The sequence below is a fragment of the Streptomyces sp. ActVer genome, assembly GCF_027270795.1.
Taxonomy (GTDB): Bacteria; Actinomycetota; Actinomycetes; order Streptomycetales; family Streptomycetaceae; genus Streptomyces; species Streptomyces umbrinus_A.
Genome location: NZ_JAPWHT010000057.1, coordinates 12132 through 33979, shown reverse-complemented (window position 1 = coordinate 33979; position 21848 = coordinate 12132). Strand labels below are relative to the sequence as shown.

Sequence of the window (21848 nt, the reverse complement as noted above, 5' to 3'; positions counted from 1 at the left end):
AGGGGCAGTTCACCGAGGACGTGGGCCGGGAAGCGGTCGCGCTGGTGGAGGAACGGGTCCGTCAGGGGCTGCCGCCGAAGAGTGTCGTGTCGGTGACCGGGCTGCCGCTCAACGACGCGATCCGGCAGGGCATCGAGGACGGCGTCCTGGACCGGCAGCCGATGTTCGACCGGATCACTCCGGACGGCGTGGAGTGGGACGACGGGCGTCGCGTGGCCGCCGACGTCATTCTGTGGGCGACCGGTTTCCGCGCCGCGATCGACCATCTGGCACCGCTGCGGCTGCGCGAGCCCGGCGGCGGCATCCGTGTCGAGGGGACCCGCGCGGTCGCCGATCCGCGGATCCATCTGGTCGGGTACGGGCCTTCGGCCAGCACGATCGGAGCCAACCGCGCCGGGCGCGCGGCGGTGCGGGACATCAGGCGGCTGCTGGCGGTCGCCCCGGACACCGCCCCTGAGGTTGCGACGAAGGTTGCGCCGACGGGATGAGCTCAGCCGGACTTCGGCGACGCGCTCTTGTTGGTGCGGTTGAACTCCGCGACGTTCCTCCGGTGCTCCTCGTAGTCGGCGGTGAAACGCGTGTCGCCGGGCTTGACGGTGACGAAGTAGAGCCAGTCGCCCTGCGGCGGGGCGACCGCGGCACGCATCGCCTCCTCGCCGGGGTTGGCGATGGGCGACGGCGGCAGCCCCATCCGTACGTACGTGTTGTACGGGCTGTTGAGCCGCGTGTCGTTCTCGCTGGTGCGGAGTGTGTTGCGGTTCAGCGCGTAGTTGATCGTGGAGTCCATCTGCAGCGGCATGCCACGGTCGAGCCGGTTGTAGACCACGCGGGCCACCTTGCCCATGTCCTTCTTGGTGGCCGCCTCGGCCTGGACGATGCTCGCGACGGTGACGGTCTGATAGACGTTCATCGCGTTCCGCTCGGCGCCGGCCGTGACCGTCCCGCCGCCGAACCTCTTGTTCGCCGTGTCGACCATGTACGACAGCAGGGACACCGGGGTCGACTTCTTGTCGATGGGATACGTGGCCGGGAACAGATACCCCTCGGGGTTGCCGCTCGCGTCGTTCGGGAGCTTGAGGTTCGCCTTCTCCAGGGACTTCTTCGTGGTGCCCCCGGGCAGGGCGAGGACCTTGTCGACGGCCTCGTAGACCTGGCCCGAGCGCCAGCCCTCCGGGATGACCAGGGCGAGCGGCTCCTTCTTCTTGTCCGTGCTCAGCAGCGGCACCGCCACGGCGGTGGCCGCCACGACGGCGCCGGTCACGATGAGGGCGGTCCGGCCCCGGCTCGTCAGTCGAATCGTTCTCCGTGGCCGGGCGGGCGGCGTGTAGATCTGCATGCGGGCACGGTAACCCGCATATCGCCATAATCTCGACATATCTTCATCTTGTTGGCTCCAGTTGGGCGTCTCTGCGGACCAGTGCGGCGTAGCGGCCCTCGCGCTCCAACAGCTCCTCGTGCGTGCCCCGTTCCGCCGGTCGCCCGCCGTCGAGGACCACGATCTGGTCGGCGCCTCGAATGGTGGACAGCCGGTGCGCGATGGTGAGGGTGGTCCGGTTGGCCGACAGGGCGTCGATGGCCTCCTGCACAGCACGCTCGGTGCGGGTGTCCAGAGCGCTGGTCGCCTCGTCGAGAATCAGGACCGGCGGGTCCCTCAGAATCGTCCGGGCGATGGCCAGGCGCTGCTTCTCGCCGCCGGAGAACCGGTGTCCGCGCTCCCCCACCACCGTGTCGTACCCGTCGGGCAACGACGCGATGTGGTCGTGGATCTGCGCGGCCTTCGCCGCCGCGTACAACTCCTCGTCGGTGGCGTCCGGCTTGGCGAACCGCAGGTTCTCGGCGACCGTGGCATGGAAGAGGTACGTCTCCTGGGAGACGACGCCGATTCCGCGGGCGAGGGTGTCGAAGTCGAGGTCGCGCACGTCCACCCCGTCGAGGGTGACGCGGCCGCCCGTGACGTCGTACAGACGCGGCACCAGGTAGCTGAGTGTGGACTTGCCCGCGCCGGTCGCGCCGACGACGGCGAGGCTGCCGCCGGCGGGCACAGTGATGTCGATGCCGTCGAGGACCGGGCCGCTCTTGTCGTCGTAGCGGAACTCCACGCCCTCGAAGCGCACCTCTCCCTTGACCTGGTCGAGGTGGATCGGGTCCTCGGGCTCGGTGATGTCGATGGGCAGGTCGAGGTACTCGAAGATGCGCTGGAACAGGGCGAGCGAGGTCTGGATCTGGACGCCTGTGGAGAGCAGGCTCACGGTCGGCCGGAAGAGGCCCTGCTGGAGCGAGACGAAGGCGACGAGCGTGCCGATGGAGATGGCGGGTCCGCCGAACTGGAGGGCTATGCCCGCGGTCCAGTAGATGACGGCCGGCATGGCGGCCATGACGATCCCGATGACGGCCATCCGCCAGCGGCCCGCCATGTTCGACCGGACCTCCAGGTCGACCAGACCCTCGGACTCGTCGGCGAAGGAGCGGGTGAGCGAGTCGGAGCGGCCCATCGTGCGGCCGAGCAGGATGCCGCTGACGGAGAGCGACTCGGTGACGGTGGCGGCCATGGCGGCCATCTGCTTCTGGCGCTCGGTGGTGATCTTCTTGCGTTCGTTGCCGACGCGGCGGCTGATCCACACGAACACCGGCAGCAGGAGCAGCGAGACGACGGTCAGCCGCCAGTCCAGGGCGACCATCGCGACGATCGTGGCGATGACGCTGGTGAGGTTCGAGACGAGCGAGGTGGCGGTCGAGGTGACCGTGGCCTGCATGCCACCGATGTCGTTCGCGATGCGCGACTGGACCTCGCCGGTGCGGGTCCTGGTGAAGAAGGCGAGCGACATGCGCTGCAGCCGGCCATAGACGGCGGTGCGCAGGTCGTGCATGACGCGCTGGCCGACCGTCGTGGAGATGAGGGTCTGCAGGACTCCGAAGACACCGCCGAGGACGGCGCTGAGGATCATGCCGAGCGCGAGCAGGCTCAGCAGTCCGGTGCGGCCCTGCGGAATCGCGGTGTCGAGGATCTCTTTGAGCAGGAAGGGCGTGGCGACCGAGACCAGGGACGCGGCGCCCACGAGGAGGCCTACGACGGCCAGTCGGCCGCGGTAGGGACGGAAGAGCTTGAGAATGCGGCGCACCTGCCGGGGCTGTCCATCTTCGACAGGTGGCGGTGTCCAGTTGATGTCGTCGCGGGGCATGGGCTCCTACGGAGGGTGAGAGAACGATGACTGACGGAGCATAGCTCATTGTTACCTATACTCACAATGAACGAGGTCCTGATATTGTTCCCGTCATGGACACCCCCGACGCCGACGGCCTGCTCGCCGAGCAGCTGCTGCGGTTGACCCGCCGTGTGCACCGCATCCAGAAGCGTCAGCTGGAGAAGCGCGGGCTCGGCATCACTCCGGCGCAGTCCCGGCTCCTGCGCACCCTCGCGCACTACGGCTCGCCGCCGCGCATGGCCGACCTGGCCGAGCGGCTGGAGGTGGTGCCGCGGGCCGTGACGACGCTGGTCGACGGTCTGGAGGCGAGCGGCAAGGTGCGTCGCGTACCGGACCCCACCAACCGCCGGGTGATCCGCATCGAGCTGACGGACGACGGCCGCGGGGCCCTGCGCGAGCTGCGCGCCGCGCGACGGACCGCGGCGGAGGACATCCTGGCGCCGCTCTCGGACGACCAGCGCAAGGTCCTCGGGGGGCTGCTGGACACGCTGGTGGACGGAATGGGCGCGGTGGAGGCGCCCAAGCGCGACTGCTGATCGGGGTGGCCCCGACGGGGGCGGCCGGAAGGCGCGCCGACAGGGGTGAGGGGCCCGCTCCCGCTGCGGACCGCGGGCCGACGCCCGCCCGCTCCACCACCGGGCCGGGCCGGCGATGGCTCCGCGCCGCCCACTCGCACCCGCACACGGAAGTCCAAAGACCCAGCCCCGGAAGTCCAACTCCCTGGCCACTTCCGCCCCTTGCGACCCGGTCGGCCCCCTAGAAGGGTGACAGCGCGCCGAACCCGCGCTCACCCACCGAGGAGGTCCGATGCACGACGAGCACGCGACACCGGAACCCGACGAGAACCCCGAGGGCTACTCCCGACGCTCGGTCCTGCGCACGGCCGGAGCCGCCGGAGCGGGACTGGGGATCGGCGCGCCCGCGGGTGGGGGCACGGCCAACGCGGCCGAGCCCGGGACGGCGGCGGAGGCCGCACCCGGGGCCGCGGCTGAAGCCGAGTCCGCCGTTCCCGCCGCGAAGGGCAGAACCATGATCGGCGTGCCCTTCGAGGGGCGCGGCACGGTACGCGTGGGGATCATCGGGCTCGGCAACCGCGGCAACGGCATGATCGACCTGTTCCTCGCCCTCGACGGGGTCCGCGTCGTCGCACTGTGCGACCCGGTCAAGGACAAGACCGCGAGCGCCGCGGCCAAGGTGGTGGCCGCGGGACAGCCCGCCCCGGCGACGTACACGAAGGGCGATGACGACTTCGTCGGTCTGTGCGAGCGCGGCGACCTCGACTTCGTGTACGTGGCGACGCCCTGGGACTGGCACTTCGAGATGGCGAAGACGGCGATGCTCAGCGGCAAGCACGTCGGCGTGGAGTGTCCGATCGCGATGCGCCTCGACCAGCTCTGGGAGCTGGTCGACCTCTCCGAGCGCACCCGCAGACACTGCATGCAGCTGGAGAACTGCTGCTACGGCAGGAACGAGATGCGGGTCCTGCGTATGGCGCACGCCGGGAAGTTCGGCCGGCTCCTGCACGGCGCGGGCGCCTACAACCACGATCTGCGCGGCCTGATGTTCGACCCGGACTACTACGAGGGCCCCTGGCGGCGGCTCTGGCACACCCGGCTGCGCGGCGACCTCTATCCGAACCACGGCTTCGGGCCCGTCGCCAACTACATGGACATCAACCGCGGTGACCGTGTCACCCACGTCTCCAGCTTCGGCACGCCCTCGCTCGGACTCGCCGAGTACCGCGCGGCGAACATGCCGCCGGGCGACCCGAGCTGGAAGGAGACGTACATCGAGAGCGACCGGACCATCAGCCTCGTACAGACCGCGAAGGGACGGGTGATCCGGCTCGAACACGATGTGTCGACGCCACATCCCTACTCGCGGATCAACAGTCTCGGCGGCACGAAGGGTGTCTTCGAGGACTACCCGGAGCGGATTTACATAGAGCCGGACCACACAGATGACGCCTGGGGCGACTTCGGGGCGTACGCCGACTGGGATCACTGGCTGTGGAAGGAACACTCCAACCCGCCCGGCGGACACGGCGGGATGGACTACATCATGCTGTTCCGGCTGATGCAGTGCATGCGGCTCGGGCTCGTACCGGACTTCGACGTGTACGACGCCGCCACCTGGACCGCGCCGGTGCCGCTGAGCCACGCCTCGATCAAGGCACACGGGGCACCGCAGGCGATCCCGGACTTCACGCGCGGGCTGTGGAAGAAGGAGCGGTCGGGGGTGGACTCGCAGAAACCGCAGGGGTGACCGGTCGGGAGTGACCCCGGGGCGGGTCCTCCGGGAAGTCTTCGGGAGTCCTTCTGGGGGCCTTCCGGGATGGGAAGCGTGGGGCCCGGCGTCGAGCGGATGCGCCGGGCCCCCGCGCTCAACTCACCTCGCCCGCGGGCTCCTTGGCCAACGAGTTCTTGGACCCCGCGGGTTCCTCGGCCGTGCCCGCAGGCTCCTCATCCTTGCCCGGAGCGTCCGTCGGCGCGGTCTTGGCGGTCTGCGAGGGCGCGTCCGCCTTCGGGTCGCTGCCGGCGGGCGTCACGTCCTCCTCCACGAACGCGATCTCGCCGTCGAGCATCTTCTTCGCCCGGTCCATGTCCAGGGCGCCCTCCCAGCGGGAGACCGCGAAGACGGCGACGCAGTTGCCGAGCAGGTTGGTGACGACGCGCATCGAGTCCATGATGCGGTCGACGCCGAGCAGCAGGGCGACGGCCCCGGCGGGGATGGCGCCGAGCGAGGAGGCGGTCGCCGACAGGGCGAGGAAGGCCGAACCGGGGATGCCTGCCATGCCCTTGCTGGTCAGCATGAGCACAAGGATCACGGTGACCTGCTGGCTCAGGCTGAGGTCGACACCCACGGCCTGCGCGATGAACAGCGTGCCGATGGAGAGATAGATCGAGGCGCCGTCGAGGTTGAAGGAGTACCCCGTCGGCAGCACCAGGCCCACCGCGTCGTCACGCGCACCTGCCTGGCGCAGCTTCTGCATCATGCGGGGCATGACCGTCTCGCTGGACGCGGTGCCGAGGGCGAGCAGCAACTCCGCGCGCGTGTAGCGGACGAACTTCCACAGGCTCAGCCCGGTGACCAGCTTCAACGCGACCGCGAGCAGCACGAGGAAGAGCACCGCCACGGCGTAGCAGAGAACGATGAGCTTGCCGTACGTCTTCATGACCCCGAGGCCGTACTCCCCCACCAGGTGGACCATCGCGCCGAAGACGGCGAGCGGGGCGAGCTTCATGACGAAGCCGACGATCGCGAAGATGATCTCCTGGGCCTGCTCGATGGCGGGCAGGATCGCGGGCACCTTGGTGTTGCCGAGGTGGAGCAGCGCGGCACCCGTGAGGCAGGCCAGCACCAGCACCTGCAGCAGTGAGTTCTCGGCGAAGGCGCCGACCGCGCTCTGCGGCAACGCGTTGAGAACGAACTCGGTGGTCGTCGGCAACGCGCCACCGGCGGTCTTGTCGTCGACCGCCGAGGCGTCGAGCTTCGACGGGTCGACGTTCATGCCCGACCCGGGCGCGAAGACGTTGGCGGCGATCAGGCCGATGAGCAGCGCGGCCGTGGAGGCTATCTCGAACCAGATCAGGGCCTTGAGGCCGATCCGCCCGAAAGCCTTCAGGTTGCCGGCCTTGGCGATGCCGACGACGACCACGCAGAACACGAGCGGCGAGATCACCGTCTTGATGAGACGCACGAAACCGTCGCCGAGCGGCTGGAAGGTCGTGGCCGTGTCCGGCCACAACCTTCCGACGACGATTCCGAGTACGAGCGCGCAGGCGACCTGCGCGAACAGTGAGGTACGCAAGATGCGTGCGACGCGTCGCAGGGACGGTACAGACGGCGGCACGGGCACTCCTCCAGGGGGACTTCTGGGATGCGGAAAGCGGATTCCGCGGTGATCACTATCGGGGGAGTTTGCTACCGCCGGAGACCTCGATGTGACAGGCATGTAAATCATCGAGGGATGTGGCACGTCCCACACCGGACCGTTCAGCAGGCCGCGCGGTCCTCGGTGAGCGTCCCCTGCACGGTCACCAGCGTCCGGTCGTGACAACCGCCCGTTCCGTACAGCCGGTAGCGCTCACTGGTCGTACCGACCGCGTGCCGCTGGTCGCGCGGCACGTTCGCCGTATACGTGGCGTCACCCGCGTAGCTGTCGTCGAGCCGGGACCACGCCGTGCGCCGGCCGCCTCGCGTCTCCTCGACCGCAGCCCGGTCCCCCAGCGACAGCACCGTCCGCAGCCGGTCGCCCGCGCCGAGCGTCGTGGTGCCGTCCATGGTGTAGGTGCGGTGCGTCCGGGTCGACTTGACGGGCCCGCGCCCGTCCACGGTGACCATCTCGTCGTCGGTCCAGGTCCCCTTCAGCGCGTCGGTGTTCTCGCCGTCCGTCCAGCGGTGCACGGAGGTGTTGGCCAGCCTGCGGTCGACGGTGGTCTTCACGCGGCCGTGCGAGGTGTCGACGTACCCGGCCACGGTCAGCCGGTGCCCGGCCTCGGTGTCGAGACGCTGCTCCGAACCCGGTGTGTACGTCGAGGAGTTGTCAAGGTCTCCCGCCCTGTGCGCGGTGAGCTTCCCGGTGACGTGCTTGCTCTTGGTGTCCTGCCAGACGAGGACGTTCACCGGGGTGCTCCAGCCGGCCTGCCCCTCGGGAACGCCCACTACGGAGACGTCGATCCGGTGCGGACGGCCGTCGTTGAGCAGCCCGGCGAACGGTGTCAGGTCGTACTCGACGGGCTTGATGTCGAAGGCGCGCGGGCCCGGAATCACGTACCAGAGGAACGGGTTGGACCAACCCCCGGTCCACACGGTCGGGAACGGCGCCGCGATGCCCGCGAGTCGGCCGTCGACCTTGATCTGCACCTCGCGGTAGGGGCCGTCGCCGGCCTTGCAGGAGTACGGCGCGGCGTCGGGCACCGTCAGATACCAGTACTCCTCGCAGCCGCCGCCCGATCCTGTGGCGTATACCTCGGCGACGATGCGTTCACTGTTCCGGGGCGTGGTGAGGGTGCCGTCCTGGAGGGTGAGGACGCGGTCGGGGGTCTTCTTCGCAGCGGGCTCACCCGTGTGGCGAGTGCCGGCGGGCTCGCCCGCGTAGAAGGTGAGCGTGACCTTGACGTCGATGATGCCCGTGTAGGTGTCGTCGACGACGTTCCCGATGAGCATCTCGACGCTCTGGTCATCCCGGAACGTGTCGCTGTAGCGCGTGACGTCCTTCTCCACCGACCACTCGATGCCGTCGGGCGAGGGCTGCGGGGTGGACGTACGGAAGACCTCGACGCCGCCGATGTGCAGATAGCCGAGCCGGTCGAACTGCCGTCCCTTGACCTTGCCGTCGAGGCGCAGGACGACCTTGCTCCAGTGGTCGCCACAGCCGTGTGGTGGTGCGTACGTGCCCTTGTAGGGCGTGAAGTCGCGGAACTGCGCCTCGGCGACGGTGACGTCGCAGGACTTGGTGTCCGGTCGGGTGACCGGCGGAGCGGCGGTGACCGGGTCGTGCCAGTCGGTGCCGAACTCGGCAGGCGCGTCGGCCGATTGCGCGGGGGCCGCTCCGAGGAGGGCGCTCGCCATGAGGGTCACTCCGGCGAGCATGGACATGATGATCCGTCTTCTCATGGGCGGTGTTCTACGGGGAGTTGGCCCGGGCCGCAATGCGTCCTCGGGACATGACGGACCTCCTCGACCGGATCGGTCCCCCTCAGTACGGTGGTGCGACCGGTTGGCGGGGGGGGTGCCGCTATGGATCGGGAACAGGACGACGTGCCGCGCGAGTTACCTCGTTTCGCCCTCGATCCCGTGTCGGGTCTGGCGGCCGTCTTGGCCGCCGTACTGACCGCCCTGTCCGGCCGATACGGGTACCACCGCGACGAGTTGTACTTCCTCGCGGCGGGCGATCATCCGACCTGGGGGTACGTCGACCAGCCGCCGTTCACGCCGTTCCTCGCGCGGGCGGCCACCGCGCTGTTCGGGGACTCCACCGTCGCACTGCGGGTCCCGGCGACACTCTCGTTCGTGGCCGCCGTCTTCGTGGTCGCCCTCGTCGCACGGGAGTTGGGCGGAGACCGCAGGACGCAGGTGGTCGCGGCGGGGCTCGCGGGCGTGTCCGCGCAGCCGTTGGGGGTCGGGCACGTGATGTCGACCACGACCTTCGACCTGCTGGCCTGGCTGCTGATCTGCTGGCCGGTACTGCGCCTGCTGCGCACCGGCGACGGGCGGTGGTGGCTTGCGATCGGCCTGTGCGTCGGGGTCGGTCTGCTGAACAAGTACCTCGTGGCGCTCCTGGTCGTCGCGCTGCTCGCGGGTGTGCTCGCCGTGGGGCCGCGCAGGGTGCTGCGCAGCCCGTGGCTGCTCGCCGGCGCTGTCGTGGCACTCGCGGTGGTCGCGCCCAATCTGTGGTGGCAGACGGATCACGACTGGCCTCAGCTGACGGTCGCGGAGGGGATCGGCACGGACGACGGGACCGAGAACCGGATCCTGTTCGTGCCCGAGCAACTCATCTATCTGTCCCCGCTGTTCGTACCTGTGTGGGTCGCGGGCTGGCTGCGGCTCTGGCGCGATCCGGCCCTGCGGTGGGCTCGTCCGGCAGCGGTCGCGTACCCGCTGCTGTGCGTGCTGGTCGTGGCGCTGGGAGGCAAGGGGTACTACGTCGTTCCGCTGCTGATCGTGCTGCTCGTGGCGGGCTGCGAGCCGGCTCTGGCCTGGACGCGGCGGCATGGGCGTACGTGGCCCGTGGTGGCCGTGCTGGTGACCGTCGCGGTCAACGCGATGGTCACCCTGCCCGTGCTGCCGCCGAGTTCGCTCGCCGTGCCGACGGCGCTCAACAAGGAGCAGGGCGAGCAGGTGGGCTGGCCCGCGCTCGCCGACGCGGCCGCGGAAGACTGGTCCACGATTCCCGCGCGCGAGCGGGCGCGCGCCGTGGTCTTCGCACAGAACTACGGCGAGGCGGGCGCCCTGGACCGCTACGGCCCCGCGCGCGGGCTGCCTCGCCCCTACTCCGGCCATATGAGCTACGCCGACTGGGGCCCTCCGCCGGACTCGGCCGACGGACCGGTGCTCGTCGTCCGGCAGGAGGCCGCGGACGCCATCGAGCGGTACTTCACCGACTGCCGTCGGGTCGCGCGCGTGGACAACGGCCACGGAGTGGAGAACGAGGAGCAGGGCGCGGCCGTGGTGTTGTGCTCGGGGACGACGCAGCCGTGGTCGCGGCTGTGGCCGTCCCTTCGCCACTGCTACTGAGGGCGCTCGGTTTTGAGGGCTCTCAGACCTCGGACACTTGAAGGCTCTCAGACTCTGCTGAGGGCGCGGTGGCCGGTGACTGGCGGTCAGGCGGCCTTGAGGTTCGCCTTGTCGCCCATCACCACGACCGGTTTCTGGTCCGGGTCGAGGGTGCGCAACAGGTACTCCATGCCGGACTTGGGCAGGCTCACGCAGGCCGACGTACCGCTGCCGTGGTCGATGTGCAGCCAGATGCTGCCGCCCTTGGACTGGCCCTGGGGGCGGGTCGGGTCGTTCGGCGAGGTGCCCTTGACGCGGTTGTAGTCGATGGCGATGACGTAGTCGAAGTCGTTCCAGTACGACTTGGCCCAGTAGTGCGGGGCCTGGAAGCCCGCCGACTCGGTGTACGGAAGCTTGGCACCGGGGTCGGTGAGGACGCCGCCCGCGTCGCTGAGCGTGAAGACCCCGACAGGGCTGCGCTTGTCGTTCTCGCGGTGGTTGGTCGTCCAGCCCTTCTTGCCGTTGTGGCCCTTCCAACTGCGGGTCTTGTCCCAGGTGGAGCCGGACTTGGTGTAGAGGACGATCGTGGAGTCCGCCGAGTTCTTGCCCTCGCCGTAGACGGTCACGACCTGGCGGGAGCCCGAGGGGATCTGCTTCTGCAGCTTGTCGCCGACGTCGGGGATGGCCTTGAGGTCGACGGTGCGCGCCTGCGCGGACCCTGTCCCGTTGTCGGCCTGCCCGTCGCTCTTCTTCTCGCTCCCGCCGTCCGAACCGCCGCACGCCCCCAGGGACATCAGAAGGGCACCGGACACCGCGGCCACGGCCGTCGTACGCATCGCACCGCCTGTTCGCGTCGCACCGCCTATTCGCATCGGTCCATCGTCGCACCACGATCCGGACGATTGCGTCCGGCCCCTCGGCTTCCGGGCGATATGCGGGCGGTCCGGGCCGAATCTTTGCCTCGCGGCGGAAAACCGTTTGCCTGCGGACACGCTGTGACGCGAACCTTTCACGGTTTGTTGCCTCCCCCACTCCGTTCAACGAGCCCCCTGGGACGTCATGCAGATTCAAGACCTTCCGTATCCCGACCCGGGTGTGCCCGACGCACGCTCGGGGCCCCGGTTCCTGGTGTGGCTCGGCCGGAATCAGCTCGGCGGACAGGCGAAGGCCCTGGCCTGGGGTCTGCTGCACTTCATGTCCGTGTCCGGACTGCCCTTCTGTGTGGGCTTCGCCGTCCAGGCCGTCGTGGACCGCTCCGGTGCGCGGCTCGGCATGGCGGGCGGGCTGATCGCGCTGTGCGGGTTCGGTATCGCGCTGGGCGACACCATGCTCCACCGGGCCGCGGTCACCAACTGGATCACCGCGGCCGCACGCGTCCAGCAACTCCTGGCGCGAAGGACCGCCCTGCTGGGCTCCGCGCTGACGCGGCGCGTGGCGGCCGGTGAGATCGTCGCGGTCTCGACCGGTGACGTGGAGAAGATCGGCTGGTTCGTGGAGGCCGTGTCGCGGTTCACCGCGGCCGCGGTCACGATCGTGTTCGTCTGTGTCGCCCTGGTCGTCTACCAGCCGGCGCTCGGCGTCGTCGTCGCCGTGGGTGTGCCCGTCCTGGCGCTCGCGGTGCTGCCGCTGCTGCCCCGGGCGACCCGGCGCGCCGACTTCCAGCGCGAGAAGGCGGGACACGCCACCGAGCTCGCCTCGGACACCGTCGCGGGTCTGCGCGTGCTGCGCGGCATCGGCGGCGAGGAGCTGTTCCTCGACCGCTACCGGCGCGCCTCGCAGGAGGTCCGGCACGCGGCCGTGCGCAGCGCCCGTATGTGGGCGCTGATCTCCGCGATCCAGGTACTGCTGCCCGGACTGCTGCTGATCGTCGTCGTCTGGCACGGCGTGAACCTGGCCCGCGACGGCCGGATCACCGTCGGCGAACTGGTCACCGTGTACAGCGCCGTCATGCTCCTCACCTATCCGCTCCGTCACTTCGAGGAGATCGCGATGGCCTACTCCTTCTCCCGGCCGTCCGCGAAACGCGCCGCCCGGGTGCTGTCGCTGGAGCGGGCGACGGACGGCGAGGGCTCGCGCGAGGCCGTCGTACCGGCCGGTGACCTGTACGACCCGGCGACCGGACTGCTCGCGCCCGCCGGACGGCTCACCGCGGTGGTGTGCGGTGACCCGGACGCGGCGGGTGTGCTGGCCGAGCGGCTCGGCGGTCACGCGGCGGACTCCTCGGGGCTGCCGTCGGCGCTGGTCGGCGGCGTGCCGCTGGACGGGCTGCCGCTCGACTCGGCCCGCAGTGCCGTCCTCGTCCAGGACAAGGACCCGGTCCTGCTCTCCGGCACCCTGCGCGAACTGCTCGACGTGCCCGCCTCCGGGGACGTCAGTCCCGAGGAGGCACTGGCCGCCGCGCAGTGCGGCGACGTCCTGGACGCGCTCGCCCAGGGGTCACTGGACGTCGCCGAACCGATGGACGCCCGGATCACCGAACGCGGCCGCTCCCTGTCGGGCGGCCAGCGCCAGCGTCTCGCGCTGGCCCGGTCCCTGATCACGGACCCGGAGGTGCTCGTCCTGGACGAACCGACGTCCGCGGTCGACTCGCACACCGAGGCACGCATCGCCGACGGCGTCCGGTCCCTGCGCCAGGGCCGTACGACGGTGGTGTTCACCTCGTCGCCGCTGCTCCTGGACCACGCGGACCGGGTCGTACTCGTCCACGAGGGCGAGGTCGCGGCGGTCGGCGTGCACCGCGAGCTGCTGCACAGCGAGCCCCGGTACCGGGCCGTGGTGACCCGTGAGACCGAGGACGAGGCCGGCGCACACGAACTGGGCCGCCTGCGAGAACTGGAAGAAATCGAGGAGACCGCATGATCGGCGTGGCGCCACCGGCCTACGACCCGGCAGCCCCGACGACCGCAGAGACCCTGCCCGTCGGTGCCCCCGCGACTGTACGCGCCTACGTGGCCGAACTGTTCCAACGGCACCGCGGGGCCTTCCTGCTGCTCATCACCGTCAACACGGTCGCCGTCATCGCCTCGATGGTGGGCCCCTACCTGCTGGGCTCGCTCGTCCAGCGCGTCTCCGACGGAGCGGCGGCGGCACGCGAACTGCACATGGAGCGCACCGCCGCGCTGTTCGTCCTCGCCCTCGTCGTCCAGGCCGTGTTCGTACGCCAGGTGCGGCCGCGGGCCGCGATGCTCGGCGAACGGATGCTGGCCGACCTGCGCGAGGACTTCCTCGTACGGTCGGTGGGGCTGCCGCCGGGCGTTCTGGAGCGGGCCGGGACAGGTGATCTGCTGTCCCGGATCACCACGGACATCGACCGGCTGGCCAACGCCATGCGTGAGGCCGTGCCGCAGCTGGCCATCGGTGTGGTGTGGGTGGCCCTGCTGCTCGGCGGGCTCGCCGTCACCGCGCCGCCGCTCGCGCCGGCCGTGCTGGTCGCCGTCCCGATCCTGGTCGTCGGCTGCCGCTGGTACTTCAAGCGCGCTTCGTCCGGCTACCGCTCCGAGGCCGCCGGCTACGCCGCCGTGGCCGCCGTGCTCTCGGAAACCGTGGACGCGGGCCGCACCATCGAGGCGCACCGCCTGAGCGAGCGGCGCATCGGGCTGTCGGACCGGCGGGTCCAGGAGTGGACCGCCTGGGAGCGGTACACGCTGTGGCTGCGCTCGGTGCTCTTCCCGGTAATCAACCTTACCCACGTCACGGTCCTCGGCTCGGTCCTGATGATCGGCGGATACTTCGTCCTCCAGGGCTGGATCGGGGTGGGGCAGCTGACGACGGGCGCCCTGATCGCGCAGATGCTCGTCGACCCGGTGGGCCTGATCCTGCGCTGGTACGACGAGCTCCAGGTGGCCCAGGTCTCGCTGGCCCGGCTGGTCGGCGTCCGCGACATCGAGCCGGACGCCGGTGACGCGTCGCTGGCCCCCGACGGACGGGACGTGCACGCCGACGAGGTGCACTTCGGCTACCGCGCGGGCGTCGACGTGCTGCGCAAGGTCACCCTGGAGGTCGCGCCGGGCACCCGGCTGGCCCTGGTCGGCCCGTCCGGCGCGGGCAAGTCCACGCTGGGCAGGCTGCTCGCCGGGATCTACGCACCCCGGGCCGGCCGGATCACCTTGGGCGGCGCCGAACTGTCCCGGATGTCCGCCGAACGGGTCCGCTCCCATGTGGCGCTGGTCAACCAGGAACACCACGTGTTCGTGGGCGCCCTGCGCGACAACCTGCTCCTCGCCCGCACGGAGGCCGACGACGCCGAGCTGTGGGCCGCCCTCGGCGCGGTCGACGCCGACGGCTGGGCACGGGCGCTGGACGAAGGTCTGGACACCGAGGTCGGCTCGGGCGGGCTCGCCCTCACCCCGGCGCAGGCGCAGCAGATCGCGCTCGCCCGACTGGTGCTCGCCGATCCGCACACGCTGGTCCTGGACGAGGCCACCTCGCTCCTCGACCCACGCGCGGCCCGGCATCTGGAGCGCTCCCTGGCCCGCGTCCTGGACGGCCGCACCGTGGTCGCCATCGCCCACCGGCTGCACACCGCCCACGACGCGGACGTGATCGCGGTCGTCGAGAACGGCCGCATCAGCGAGCTGGGCAGCCATGATCAACTGGTCGCCGCGGACGGCGCGTACGCGGCACTGTGGCGGTCCTGGCACGGGTGAGCGGGCACTGCCCCCGGTGTGAGCGGGCACTCCCCCGGATCGGCCTCCGTGCGGGCCGACCCGGGGCCGCTCCGAGGCCCACACACGAGCGGGGCGGGATCGCGCAACGGGGTGCACCCTGCCCCGGCCCGTTCCCACCGCTGGTGAGAGGGCCGGAGTCTGCCGCCGGGCCCCGTGCCGTTGCGCGGTGTCGAAGAGGGGTGGAAGGGTGGATGTCGGCACCGGCTCGGGGAACGCCCGGGAACCGCCTGGTTCCCAGCGCTCCGTACGCCGTACAGGCGAGGCCTGGGCCGAGCGGCCCGTGCACCCGCCACCGAACACGGTGACAGCAGGCCGGCCCGCACCACCTGGAGGTACCCGTGGACAGCGCCGACGGTTGGGGAGACGACGTCTACCAGCCCGACGGATCCGAGGTTCAGGACGACGCGGGACTGCTCGACGCCGAGGACACCCTGGAATCCGACGGCGTGGACGATCCTCTGGACCGGGGCTGGTCACCGCCGGAGCGACCGTGGGCGGTGGAGCGCAACGACGTGACCGCTGCCGAGCGGCATCGAGGCGAGACCCTGGACGAGCGCCTCCTGGAAGAGGTCCCGGAGATCGCGGAGCCGGACGGTGACGGCATCGGAGACTGCCCGGACTCGGACGGCGAACCCCTGGACAACGAGGTGGGCGACCTCCGCTCCGGCCGTCTCGTGGCGCCGAACGAAGGAGCACACGAGGATGGGGAGAGCGGCCTGATCGCCACCGACGTGGGCATCGACGGCGCCGCGGCCTCGGCGGAAGAGGCCGCCATGCACATCGTCGACGAGGACTCCCCGTACGGCTGACGGGGCTGATCCCGTCGTCTCCCCCGACCTGTCCGCGCACCCCCTCCCCAGGCAAGGAGCACTCATGCAGCAGGACAAGCAGCCCGACTACCACCCCGTGGTCTTCCGTGACCGCGCCGCCGGGTACGCCTTCCTCACCCGGTCCACCGCGACCAGCGACCGGACGATCGACTGGGACGACGGCGAGACGTACCCCGTCGTGGACGTGGAGATCTCCTCCGAGAGCCACCCCTTCTACACGGGCAAGGCCCGGACCGTGGACACGGAGGGCCGGGTCGCCCAGTTCGAGAAGCGGTACGGCAAGGGGAGCCAGGACCAGGCGCCGGGCGGGGGCGACGCGGCCTGATCGTGCCGGAGGGCGGGTGCCGGGCTGTCGGGGACGGACCTCGCCCAGCCGCCGTCGAGGGACGGCGCTCACCCAGCGGGCGCGGTCGTTCAGATGAAGTTGAGAGCGGCCGCGCAGCCCACTCCGCCGAGCAGCATGAACGCCGGCATCAGGACCTTCAGCTCGACCCAGCTGCCCGCCCGGAACCGCATCGCCTTGGGCGGTCCGATCGGGTACCAGCGCTTGCGGCCGACCGGGATCGGCCACAGGATCGGGCAGCCCGACACCGTCAACGCGTCCCCGATGTCGTGCACCAGCGCGCCGAGCAGAATCGGCAGTCCGAGCCACAGATACTCCTGGCCCGGCGCCGTGAACAGCCAGTCGGCGCCGTTGCCGGGCTTGTCCAGTACTCCCGCGAGGATCCAGGCACTCGTCGCGGCCAGCAGCCACACCAGGATGTCGGCGCTGGAGCCACGAGTCGCCCGCCAGAGCAGCCCCTCGATCGCGAGCACTATGTGCACGAAGAGGAGCGCCAGGACTCCCCAGCGGCCCCCCGTGATCGCGATGGCCGAGGCCCCGGCGCTGATCATCACCGCCCACAGCCAGGTGTGCGTCAGGGTGCGGTGCCCGCCCGAGCGACGCGGGTCGCCCGCCTTCTTCGTCCCCTTGTAGACGGCGTAGGAAAGCTTGTCGACGATCTCGCACAGCCCTCGCGAGACGGGTCCGAAGGCCCGCGAGATGGTCGCCGCCTTGTGATCCAGATCCGGGGCCAGTGCCGCGCCCGCGCAGATCAGCGCGCCGACCAGGAGAACCGGCCAGGGCATCGTGTGTCCCGTGGCGGCCGCCGCGGCTCCGACGCCCAGCCAGGCCGCCGCTCCCGACAGTGAGTGTGCTGGTCCCATCATCGCCGTACCCCGCCCCATTCCACTTGTACTGACAGCCAGTTGCCCAGGCGCGCTGACGCTCCGTCGGCGCCACAGCGTAGCGTTCGTGATCTTCCGCCCCACAGCCGATTCCCCCCTCAAGGGCGTTCACAGGCAAGATGGGTGCGTGACCCTTATCGATCAGCTGCCGATGACCGCAGATCCCGACGCCCTCTACGAAGCCTTCGAGTCGTGGGCCGGGGAACGCGGTCTCACGCTCTACCCCCACCAGGAGGAGGCGCTGATCGAGGTGGTTTCGGGTGCGAACGTGATCGTCTCGACGCCCACCGGTTCCGGCAAGAGCATGATCGCCGCGGGTGCCCATTTCGCGGCGCTCGCCCGGGACGAGGTCACCTTCTACACGGCGCCGATCAAGGCGCTCGTCTCGGAGAAGTTCTTCGAGCTGTGCAAGATGTTCGGCACCGAGAACGTCGGCATGCTGACCGGCGACGCGTCCGTGAACTCCGACGCTCCGGTCATCTGCTGCACCGCCGAGGTCCTGGCGTCCATCGCGCTGCGCGACGGCAAGCGGGCCGATGTGGGCCAGGTCGTGATGGACGAGTTCCACTTCTACGCCGAGGGGGACCGCGGCTGGGCGTGGCAGATCCCGATCCTCGAACTGCCGCAGGCCCAGTTCATCCTGATGTCGGCGACGCTCGGCGACGTCTCGATGTTCGAGGAGGACCTGACCCGGCGCACCGGGCGTCCCACCTCGGTCGTCCGCTCGGCGACCCGGCCCGTGCCCCTCTCCTACGAGTACAAGCTGACGCCGCTCACGGAGACGCTCACCGAGCTCCTGGAGACCAAGCAGGCGCCCGTCTACATCGTGCACTTCACGCAGGCGCAGGCCGTGGAGCGGGCGCAGGCACTGATGAGCATCAACATGTGCACGCGCGAGGAGAAGGACCAGATCGCCGAGCTGATCGGCAACTTCCGCTTCACCACCAAGTTCGGCCGCAATCTCTCCCGTTACGTACGGCACGGCATCGGTGTGCACCACGCCGGCATGCTGCCCAAGTACCGGCGCCTGGTGGAGAAGCTGGCGCAGGCCGGTCTGCTGAAGGTCATCTGCGGCACGGACACCCTCGGTGTCGGCGTCAACGTCCCCATCCGCACCGTGCTGTTCACGGCTCTGACGAAGTACGACGGCACCCGGGTGCGGACGCTGCGCGCGCGGGAGTTCCACCAGATCGCGGGCCGTGCCGGACGGGCGGGCTTCGACACGGCCGGCTTCGTCGTGGCACAGGCTCCCGAGCATGTCGTGGAGAACGAGAAGGCCCTCGCCAAGGCGGGCGACGACCCGAAGAAGCGTCGCAAGGTGGTGCGCAAGAAGGCGCCGGAAGGCTTCGTCGCCTGGACGGAGAACACGTTCGCGAAACTGATCTCGTCCGATCCGGAGCCGCTGACCTCGCGCTTCCGGGTCACGCACACCATGCTTCTGTCGGTGATCGCCCGGCCCGGCAACGCCTTCGCGGCGATGCGGCATCTGCTGGAGGACAACCACGAGCCGCGCAAGCAGCAACTGCGGCACATCCGGCGTGCGATCGCCATCTACCGCTCGCTCCTCGACGGCGGAGTCGTGGAGAAGCTCGACGAGCCGGACGCCGAGGGGCGCATCGTCCGGCTCACCGTCGACCTGCAGCAGGACTTCGCCCTCAACCAGCCGCTGTCGACCTTCGCGCTGGCCTCGTTCGAGCTCCTGGATCCCGAGTCGCCCTCGTACGCCCTGGACATGGTGTCCGTCGTGGAGTCCACGCTGGACGATCCGCGCCAGATCCTCGCCGCCCAGCAGAACAAAGCCCGCGGCGAGGCCGTCGCGGCGATGAAGGCGGACGGCGTCGAGTACGAGGACCGCATGGAGCGGCTCCAGGACGTGTCGTACCCCAAGCCGATGGAAGAGCTGCTCTTCCACGCGTACGACACCTACCGCAAGAGCCATCCGTGGGTGGGCGACCATCCTCTCTCCCCGAAGTCCGTCATCCGTGACATGTACGAACGGGCCATGTCCTTCACGGAGTTCGTGTCCTTCTACGAGCTTGCCCGCACCGAGGGCATCGTCCTCCGTTACCTGGCGAGTGCCTACAAGGCCCTCGACCACACCGTCCCGGACGACCTGAAGTCGGACGACCTGGAGGACCTGATCGCCTGGCTCGGCGAGATGGTGCGTCAGGTCGACTCCAGCCTCCTCGACGAGTGGGAGCAGCTCGCCAACCCGGAAGTGATGACGGCCGAGGAAGCCCAGGAGAGGGCCGACCAGGTCAAACCGGTCACCGCCAACGCCCGTGCCTTCCGGGTTCTCGTCCGCAACGCCATGTTCCGCCGCGTCGAACTCGCCGCCCTGGACCATGTCCGGGAACTCGGCGAGATGGACGGCGAGTCCGGCTGGGACGCCGACGCCTGGGGCGAGGCGATGGACAAGTACTGGGACGAGTACGACGACCTCGGTACGGGCCCCGACGCGCGCGGACCCAAGTTGCTGCTCATCGAGGAGGAGCCGCAGAACGGGCTGTGGCGCGTTCGCCAGGCCTTCGCCGACCCGAACGGCGATCATGACTGGGGTATCAGCGCGGAGATCGACCTCGCGGCCTCGGACGCCGAGGGCCGCGCCATCGTCAAGGTCACCGACGTCGGCCAGCTGTGAGCACAGGAGAACGCGACACATGACGAATCCAGCGGAGAGACTCGTCGACCTGCTCGACCTGGAGCAGATCGAGGTCAACATCTTCCGTGGCCGCAGCCCGCAGGAGTCCCTGCAGCGGGTCTTCGGCGGGCAGGTGGCGGGCCAGGCCCTGGTCGCCGCCGGCCGCACCACTGACGGCGAACGCCCCGTGCACTCGCTGCACGCGTACTTCCTGCGCCCGGGCCGGCCGGGCGTGCCGATCGTGTACCAGGTCGAACGGGTCCGCGACGGCCGGTCGTTCACCACGCGTCGCGTCACCGCCGTGCAGCAGGGCCGCACGATCTTCAATCTGACCGCCTCCTTTCACAAGCCTGAGGAAGGGAGCTTCGAGCACCAGCTGCCGCCGGCCCGTGAGGTCCCGGATCCCGAGTCGCTCCCGACCGTCACTCAGGAGATCAAGGAGCATCTGGGCGCGCTCCCCGAGACGTTGGAACGCATGGCCAGGCGCCAGCCCTTCGACATCCGCTACGCGGACCGGCTGCGCTGGACCCCCGAGGAGATCGAGCACGCCGAACCGCGCAGCGCCGTGTGGATGCGAGCCGTCGGCCCCCTGGGCGACGACCCGCTGGTCCACACCTGCGCGCTCACCTACGCGAGCGACATGACCCTCCTGGACGCCGTCCGCATCCCGGTGGAACCCCTCTGGGGCCAGCGCGGTTTCGACATGGCGTCCCTCGACCACGCGATGTGGTTCCACCGGCCGTTCCGCGCCGACGAGTGGTTCCTGTACGACCAGGAGTCACCGATCGCGACGGGTGGCCGCGGGCTGGCCCGGGGCCGCATCTACGACCTGGAGGGACGCCTGCTCGTCTCGGTCGTCCAGGAGGGACTGTTCCGCAAGCTCGAGGGCTGACGCGACGAGGTCAGGCATTTCTGCGGCGCAGCCAGCCGAGGAGACGTCGAGGGCGTTCCGGTTCGTCGATCGTCTGTCGTACCTGGGCCTGGTGCCGCACTCCTGTCGGCTGCCGCACGTCGGCGTGTTCCTGCACTCCTGTCGACTGCCGCACGTCGGCAGGTCGGAACGCTTCGGTCGGCTGCCGTGCGTCACCGCTCTGTCGCCGCTCCTCGATCAACCGCCGCCGCTCCTCGATCAGTTCTGATCGTTCCCGACTCGCGGCCTGAGTCGGGGGCTTCGGTGTCGGTCGCGGCGCCCGACGGTGTGCGCGTGCCTCTTGCAGAGTGTTGGCCAAGTCGGACCGGAGCCAACTGATCTCGTCCGGGTCCTCCGCCGTCATGATCCGTGCGGCGACGTGAGCGGCGGGCGAGTCGGGCGCGCCGTGCGTGGTCCGTTCCGGATCGAAGCAGTTCATGTAGGCGCGCTCGTACGGATCGGCGACGATCTCCGCGACCTGCGCGGGATCGAGCAGTGAGGCGACCGCCGCGGCACGGGCCCAGGGATCCTCGGTCTGCCGCAGCAGAAAGCCCACGTGGCGTCCTCGCCAGTTCCGGGCCCTCAGGTCCAGGCCCGCGTCCAGTTGGTCGCGCAGCCCTTCGGGTGTCCGCCCGTTCAACAGCGGAGCGTTCTCCTCGGCCTCGGCGAACTGCCGCAGTTCCTCTGCCAGGTACAGCCAGACGACGGCCCTGTAGCGGTTCAAGTAGAACTTGACGGGCACGACGAATCCCAGGCGGGCGAACCTCGTGAACCGGGCCGCCGTCACATCCATGAGAGCCGCGCCCTCCGACGTACCGACCGCCTCGACGCGTTTCTTCAAGCCGTCCGGGAACCCGTCCTCGGACATCACCCGGTCGATCTCCGCGCGGGCCACGCGACGGCCTCCGCCGCCTTCGTCCGGGACGGTTCGGATGCAACCGAGTCGTACGGCAAGGTCGAACTCGCCTCGTTTGAGCCCCAGCTCCCGTGCCGCGCGGCTCTGTGCGAGTGTCTGCCGGGGCGCCGTGACGAGGGCCGGATTCGCGCCGACGACTGTGGCGCCGACAAGAGCGGCAGCGGGGTTCGCGCTGGGCGTGACGGACTGCGTGATGGTGTTGCCGGACATGGTGGTTCTCCCCCGTAGCAGCGGTG

Annotated in this window: 16 protein-coding genes and 1 pseudogene; 10 read left to right on the top strand and 7 right to left on the bottom strand. The window is 70.0% G+C overall.

Annotation, left to right across the window (positions count from 1 at the left end; translation table 11 throughout):
* Positions 1-488: pseudogene (locus O3Q52_RS12560) on the top strand (pyridine nucleotide-disulfide oxidoreductase); the annotation flags it as partial.
* A 2-nt stretch (positions 489-490) separates the two neighbouring features.
* Here O3Q52_RS12560 and mltG read toward each other — a convergent pair.
* Positions 491-1336, bottom strand: a complete 846-nt coding sequence (gene mltG, locus O3Q52_RS12555; RefSeq protein WP_269648850.1) for an endolytic transglycosylase MltG — start codon at positions 1334-1336, stop codon at positions 491-493.
* 43 nt (positions 1337-1379) lie between these two features.
* Positions 1380-3179, bottom strand: a complete 1800-nt coding sequence (locus O3Q52_RS12550; protein ID WP_269648849.1) for an ABC transporter ATP-binding protein — start codon at positions 3177-3179, stop codon at positions 1380-1382.
* A gap of 95 nt (positions 3180-3274) precedes the next feature.
* Between O3Q52_RS12550 and O3Q52_RS12545 the strand changes: the two genes are divergently transcribed.
* A complete protein-coding gene (locus O3Q52_RS12545) occupies positions 3275-3739 on the top strand; it encodes a MarR family winged helix-turn-helix transcriptional regulator (RefSeq protein ID WP_143633093.1) in 465 nt (154 codons plus the stop codon).
* 271 nt (positions 3740-4010) lie between these two features.
* Positions 4011-5468: a Gfo/Idh/MocA family protein gene (locus tag O3Q52_RS12540; protein ID WP_269648848.1), complete on the top strand. Its 1458-nt coding sequence runs from the start codon at positions 4011-4013 to the stop codon at positions 5466-5468.
* 118 nt (positions 5469-5586) lie between these two features.
* Here O3Q52_RS12540 and O3Q52_RS12535 read toward each other — a convergent pair whose 3' ends face one another.
* Together O3Q52_RS12535 and O3Q52_RS12530 are read right to left on the bottom strand one after the other, a co-directional pair.
* A complete protein-coding gene (locus O3Q52_RS12535) occupies positions 5587-7056 on the bottom strand; it encodes a cation:dicarboxylate symporter family transporter (RefSeq protein ID WP_269648847.1) in 1470 nt (489 codons plus the stop codon).
* A gap of 143 nt (positions 7057-7199) precedes the next feature.
* Entirely contained in the window at positions 7200-8822 is a 1623-nt protein-coding gene (locus O3Q52_RS12530; RefSeq protein WP_269648846.1) for a peptide-N4-asparagine amidase, read from the bottom strand.
* Positions 8823-8945: 123 nt separating this feature from the next.
* On the opposite strand from O3Q52_RS12530, the gene O3Q52_RS12525 reads away from it, so the two are divergent.
* Positions 8946-10442, top strand: coding sequence for a glycosyltransferase family 39 protein (locus tag O3Q52_RS12525; RefSeq protein WP_269648845.1), 1497 nt, complete (start codon positions 8946-8948; stop codon positions 10440-10442).
* Positions 10443-10528: 86 nt separating this feature from the next.
* Here O3Q52_RS12525 and O3Q52_RS12520 read toward each other — a convergent pair whose 3' ends face one another.
* Positions 10529-11257: a hypothetical protein gene (locus tag O3Q52_RS12520; protein WP_269648844.1), complete on the bottom strand. Its 729-nt coding sequence runs from the start codon at positions 11255-11257 to the stop codon at positions 10529-10531.
* 223 nt (positions 11258-11480) lie between these two features.
* Here O3Q52_RS12520 and O3Q52_RS12515 point away from each other — a divergent pair, with 223 nt between their 5' ends.
* The 4 genes from O3Q52_RS12515 to O3Q52_RS12500 all read left to right on the top strand — a co-directional run bounded on the left by O3Q52_RS12515 (position 11481) and on the right by O3Q52_RS12500 (position 16243).
* Positions 11481-13280 (top strand): ABC transporter ATP-binding protein, encoded by a 1800-nt coding sequence (locus tag O3Q52_RS12515; protein ID WP_269648843.1) that lies wholly within the window; start codon positions 11481-11483, stop codon positions 13278-13280.
* Entirely contained in the window at positions 13277-15067 is a 1791-nt protein-coding gene (locus O3Q52_RS12510; RefSeq protein ID WP_269648842.1) for an ABC transporter ATP-binding protein, read from the top strand. The genes O3Q52_RS12515 and O3Q52_RS12510 overlap by 4 nt, the downstream gene beginning before the upstream one ends.
* Before the next feature lie 359 nt (positions 15068-15426).
* Positions 15427-15897, top strand: coding sequence for a DUF5709 domain-containing protein (locus O3Q52_RS12505; protein WP_055616649.1), 471 nt, complete (start codon positions 15427-15429; stop codon positions 15895-15897).
* A 64-nt stretch (positions 15898-15961) separates the two neighbouring features.
* Positions 15962-16243: a type B 50S ribosomal protein L31 gene (locus O3Q52_RS12500; RefSeq protein ID WP_266749207.1), complete on the top strand. Its 282-nt coding sequence runs from the start codon at positions 15962-15964 to the stop codon at positions 16241-16243.
* Between the two features lie 89 nt (positions 16244-16332).
* Here O3Q52_RS12500 and O3Q52_RS12495 read toward each other — a convergent pair whose 3' ends face one another.
* Positions 16333-17127 carry a metal-dependent hydrolase gene (locus O3Q52_RS12495; protein WP_269648841.1) on the bottom strand — a complete coding sequence of 265 codons (795 nt, stop codon included), beginning with the start codon at positions 17125-17127 and terminating at the stop codon, positions 16333-16335.
* 145 nt (positions 17128-17272) lie between these two features.
* Between O3Q52_RS12495 and O3Q52_RS12490 the strand changes: the two genes are divergently transcribed.
* Entirely contained in the window at positions 17273-19786 is a 2514-nt protein-coding gene (locus O3Q52_RS12490; RefSeq protein WP_269648840.1) for an RNA helicase, read from the top strand.
* Between the two features lie 19 nt (positions 19787-19805).
* Positions 19806-20678: an acyl-CoA thioesterase II gene (locus O3Q52_RS12485; RefSeq protein ID WP_143633072.1), complete on the top strand. Its 873-nt coding sequence runs from the start codon at positions 19806-19808 to the stop codon at positions 20676-20678.
* Between the two features lie 10 nt (positions 20679-20688).
* Here O3Q52_RS12485 and O3Q52_RS12480 read toward each other — a convergent pair whose 3' ends face one another.
* A complete protein-coding gene (locus tag O3Q52_RS12480) occupies positions 20689-21822 on the bottom strand; it encodes a DUF6397 family protein (RefSeq protein WP_269648839.1) in 1134 nt (377 codons plus the stop codon).
* Between the last annotated feature and the right edge of the window lie 26 nt (positions 21823-21848).

What these genes read in the sequence shown, in the direction of transcription:
- O3Q52_RS12510 (WP_269648842.1), top strand. Translation starts at nt 13,277, where the DNA reads ATGATCGGCGTGGCGCCACCGGCCTACGACCCGGCAGCCCCGACGACC.
- O3Q52_RS12540 (WP_269648848.1), top strand. Translation starts at nt 4,011, where the DNA reads ATGCACGACGAGCACGCGACACCGGAACCCGACGAGAACCCCGAGGGC.
- O3Q52_RS12520 (WP_269648844.1), bottom strand. Translation starts at nt 11,257, where the DNA reads ATGCGTACGACGGCCGTGGCCGCGGTGTCCGGTGCCCTTCTGATGTCC.
- O3Q52_RS12500 (WP_266749207.1), top strand. Translation starts at nt 15,962, where the DNA reads ATGCAGCAGGACAAGCAGCCCGACTACCACCCCGTGGTCTTCCGTGAC.
- O3Q52_RS12485 (WP_143633072.1), top strand. Translation starts at nt 19,806, where the DNA reads ATGACGAATCCAGCGGAGAGACTCGTCGACCTGCTCGACCTGGAGCAG.
- mltG (WP_269648850.1), bottom strand. Translation starts at nt 1,336, where the DNA reads ATGCAGATCTACACGCCGCCCGCCCGGCCACGGAGAACGATTCGACTG.
- O3Q52_RS12545 (WP_143633093.1), top strand. Translation starts at nt 3,275, where the DNA reads ATGGACACCCCCGACGCCGACGGCCTGCTCGCCGAGCAGCTGCTGCGG.
- O3Q52_RS12515 (WP_269648843.1), top strand. Translation starts at nt 11,481, where the DNA reads ATGCAGATTCAAGACCTTCCGTATCCCGACCCGGGTGTGCCCGACGCA.
- O3Q52_RS12525 (WP_269648845.1), top strand. Translation starts at nt 8,946, where the DNA reads ATGGATCGGGAACAGGACGACGTGCCGCGCGAGTTACCTCGTTTCGCC.
- O3Q52_RS12530 (WP_269648846.1), bottom strand. Translation starts at nt 8,822, where the DNA reads ATGAGAAGACGGATCATCATGTCCATGCTCGCCGGAGTGACCCTCATG.
- O3Q52_RS12550 (WP_269648849.1), bottom strand. Translation starts at nt 3,179, where the DNA reads ATGCCCCGCGACGACATCAACTGGACACCGCCACCTGTCGAAGATGGA.
- O3Q52_RS12495 (WP_269648841.1), bottom strand. Translation starts at nt 17,127, where the DNA reads ATGATGGGACCAGCACACTCACTGTCGGGAGCGGCGGCCTGGCTGGGC.
- O3Q52_RS12480 (WP_269648839.1), bottom strand. Translation starts at nt 21,822, where the DNA reads ATGTCCGGCAACACCATCACGCAGTCCGTCACGCCCAGCGCGAACCCC.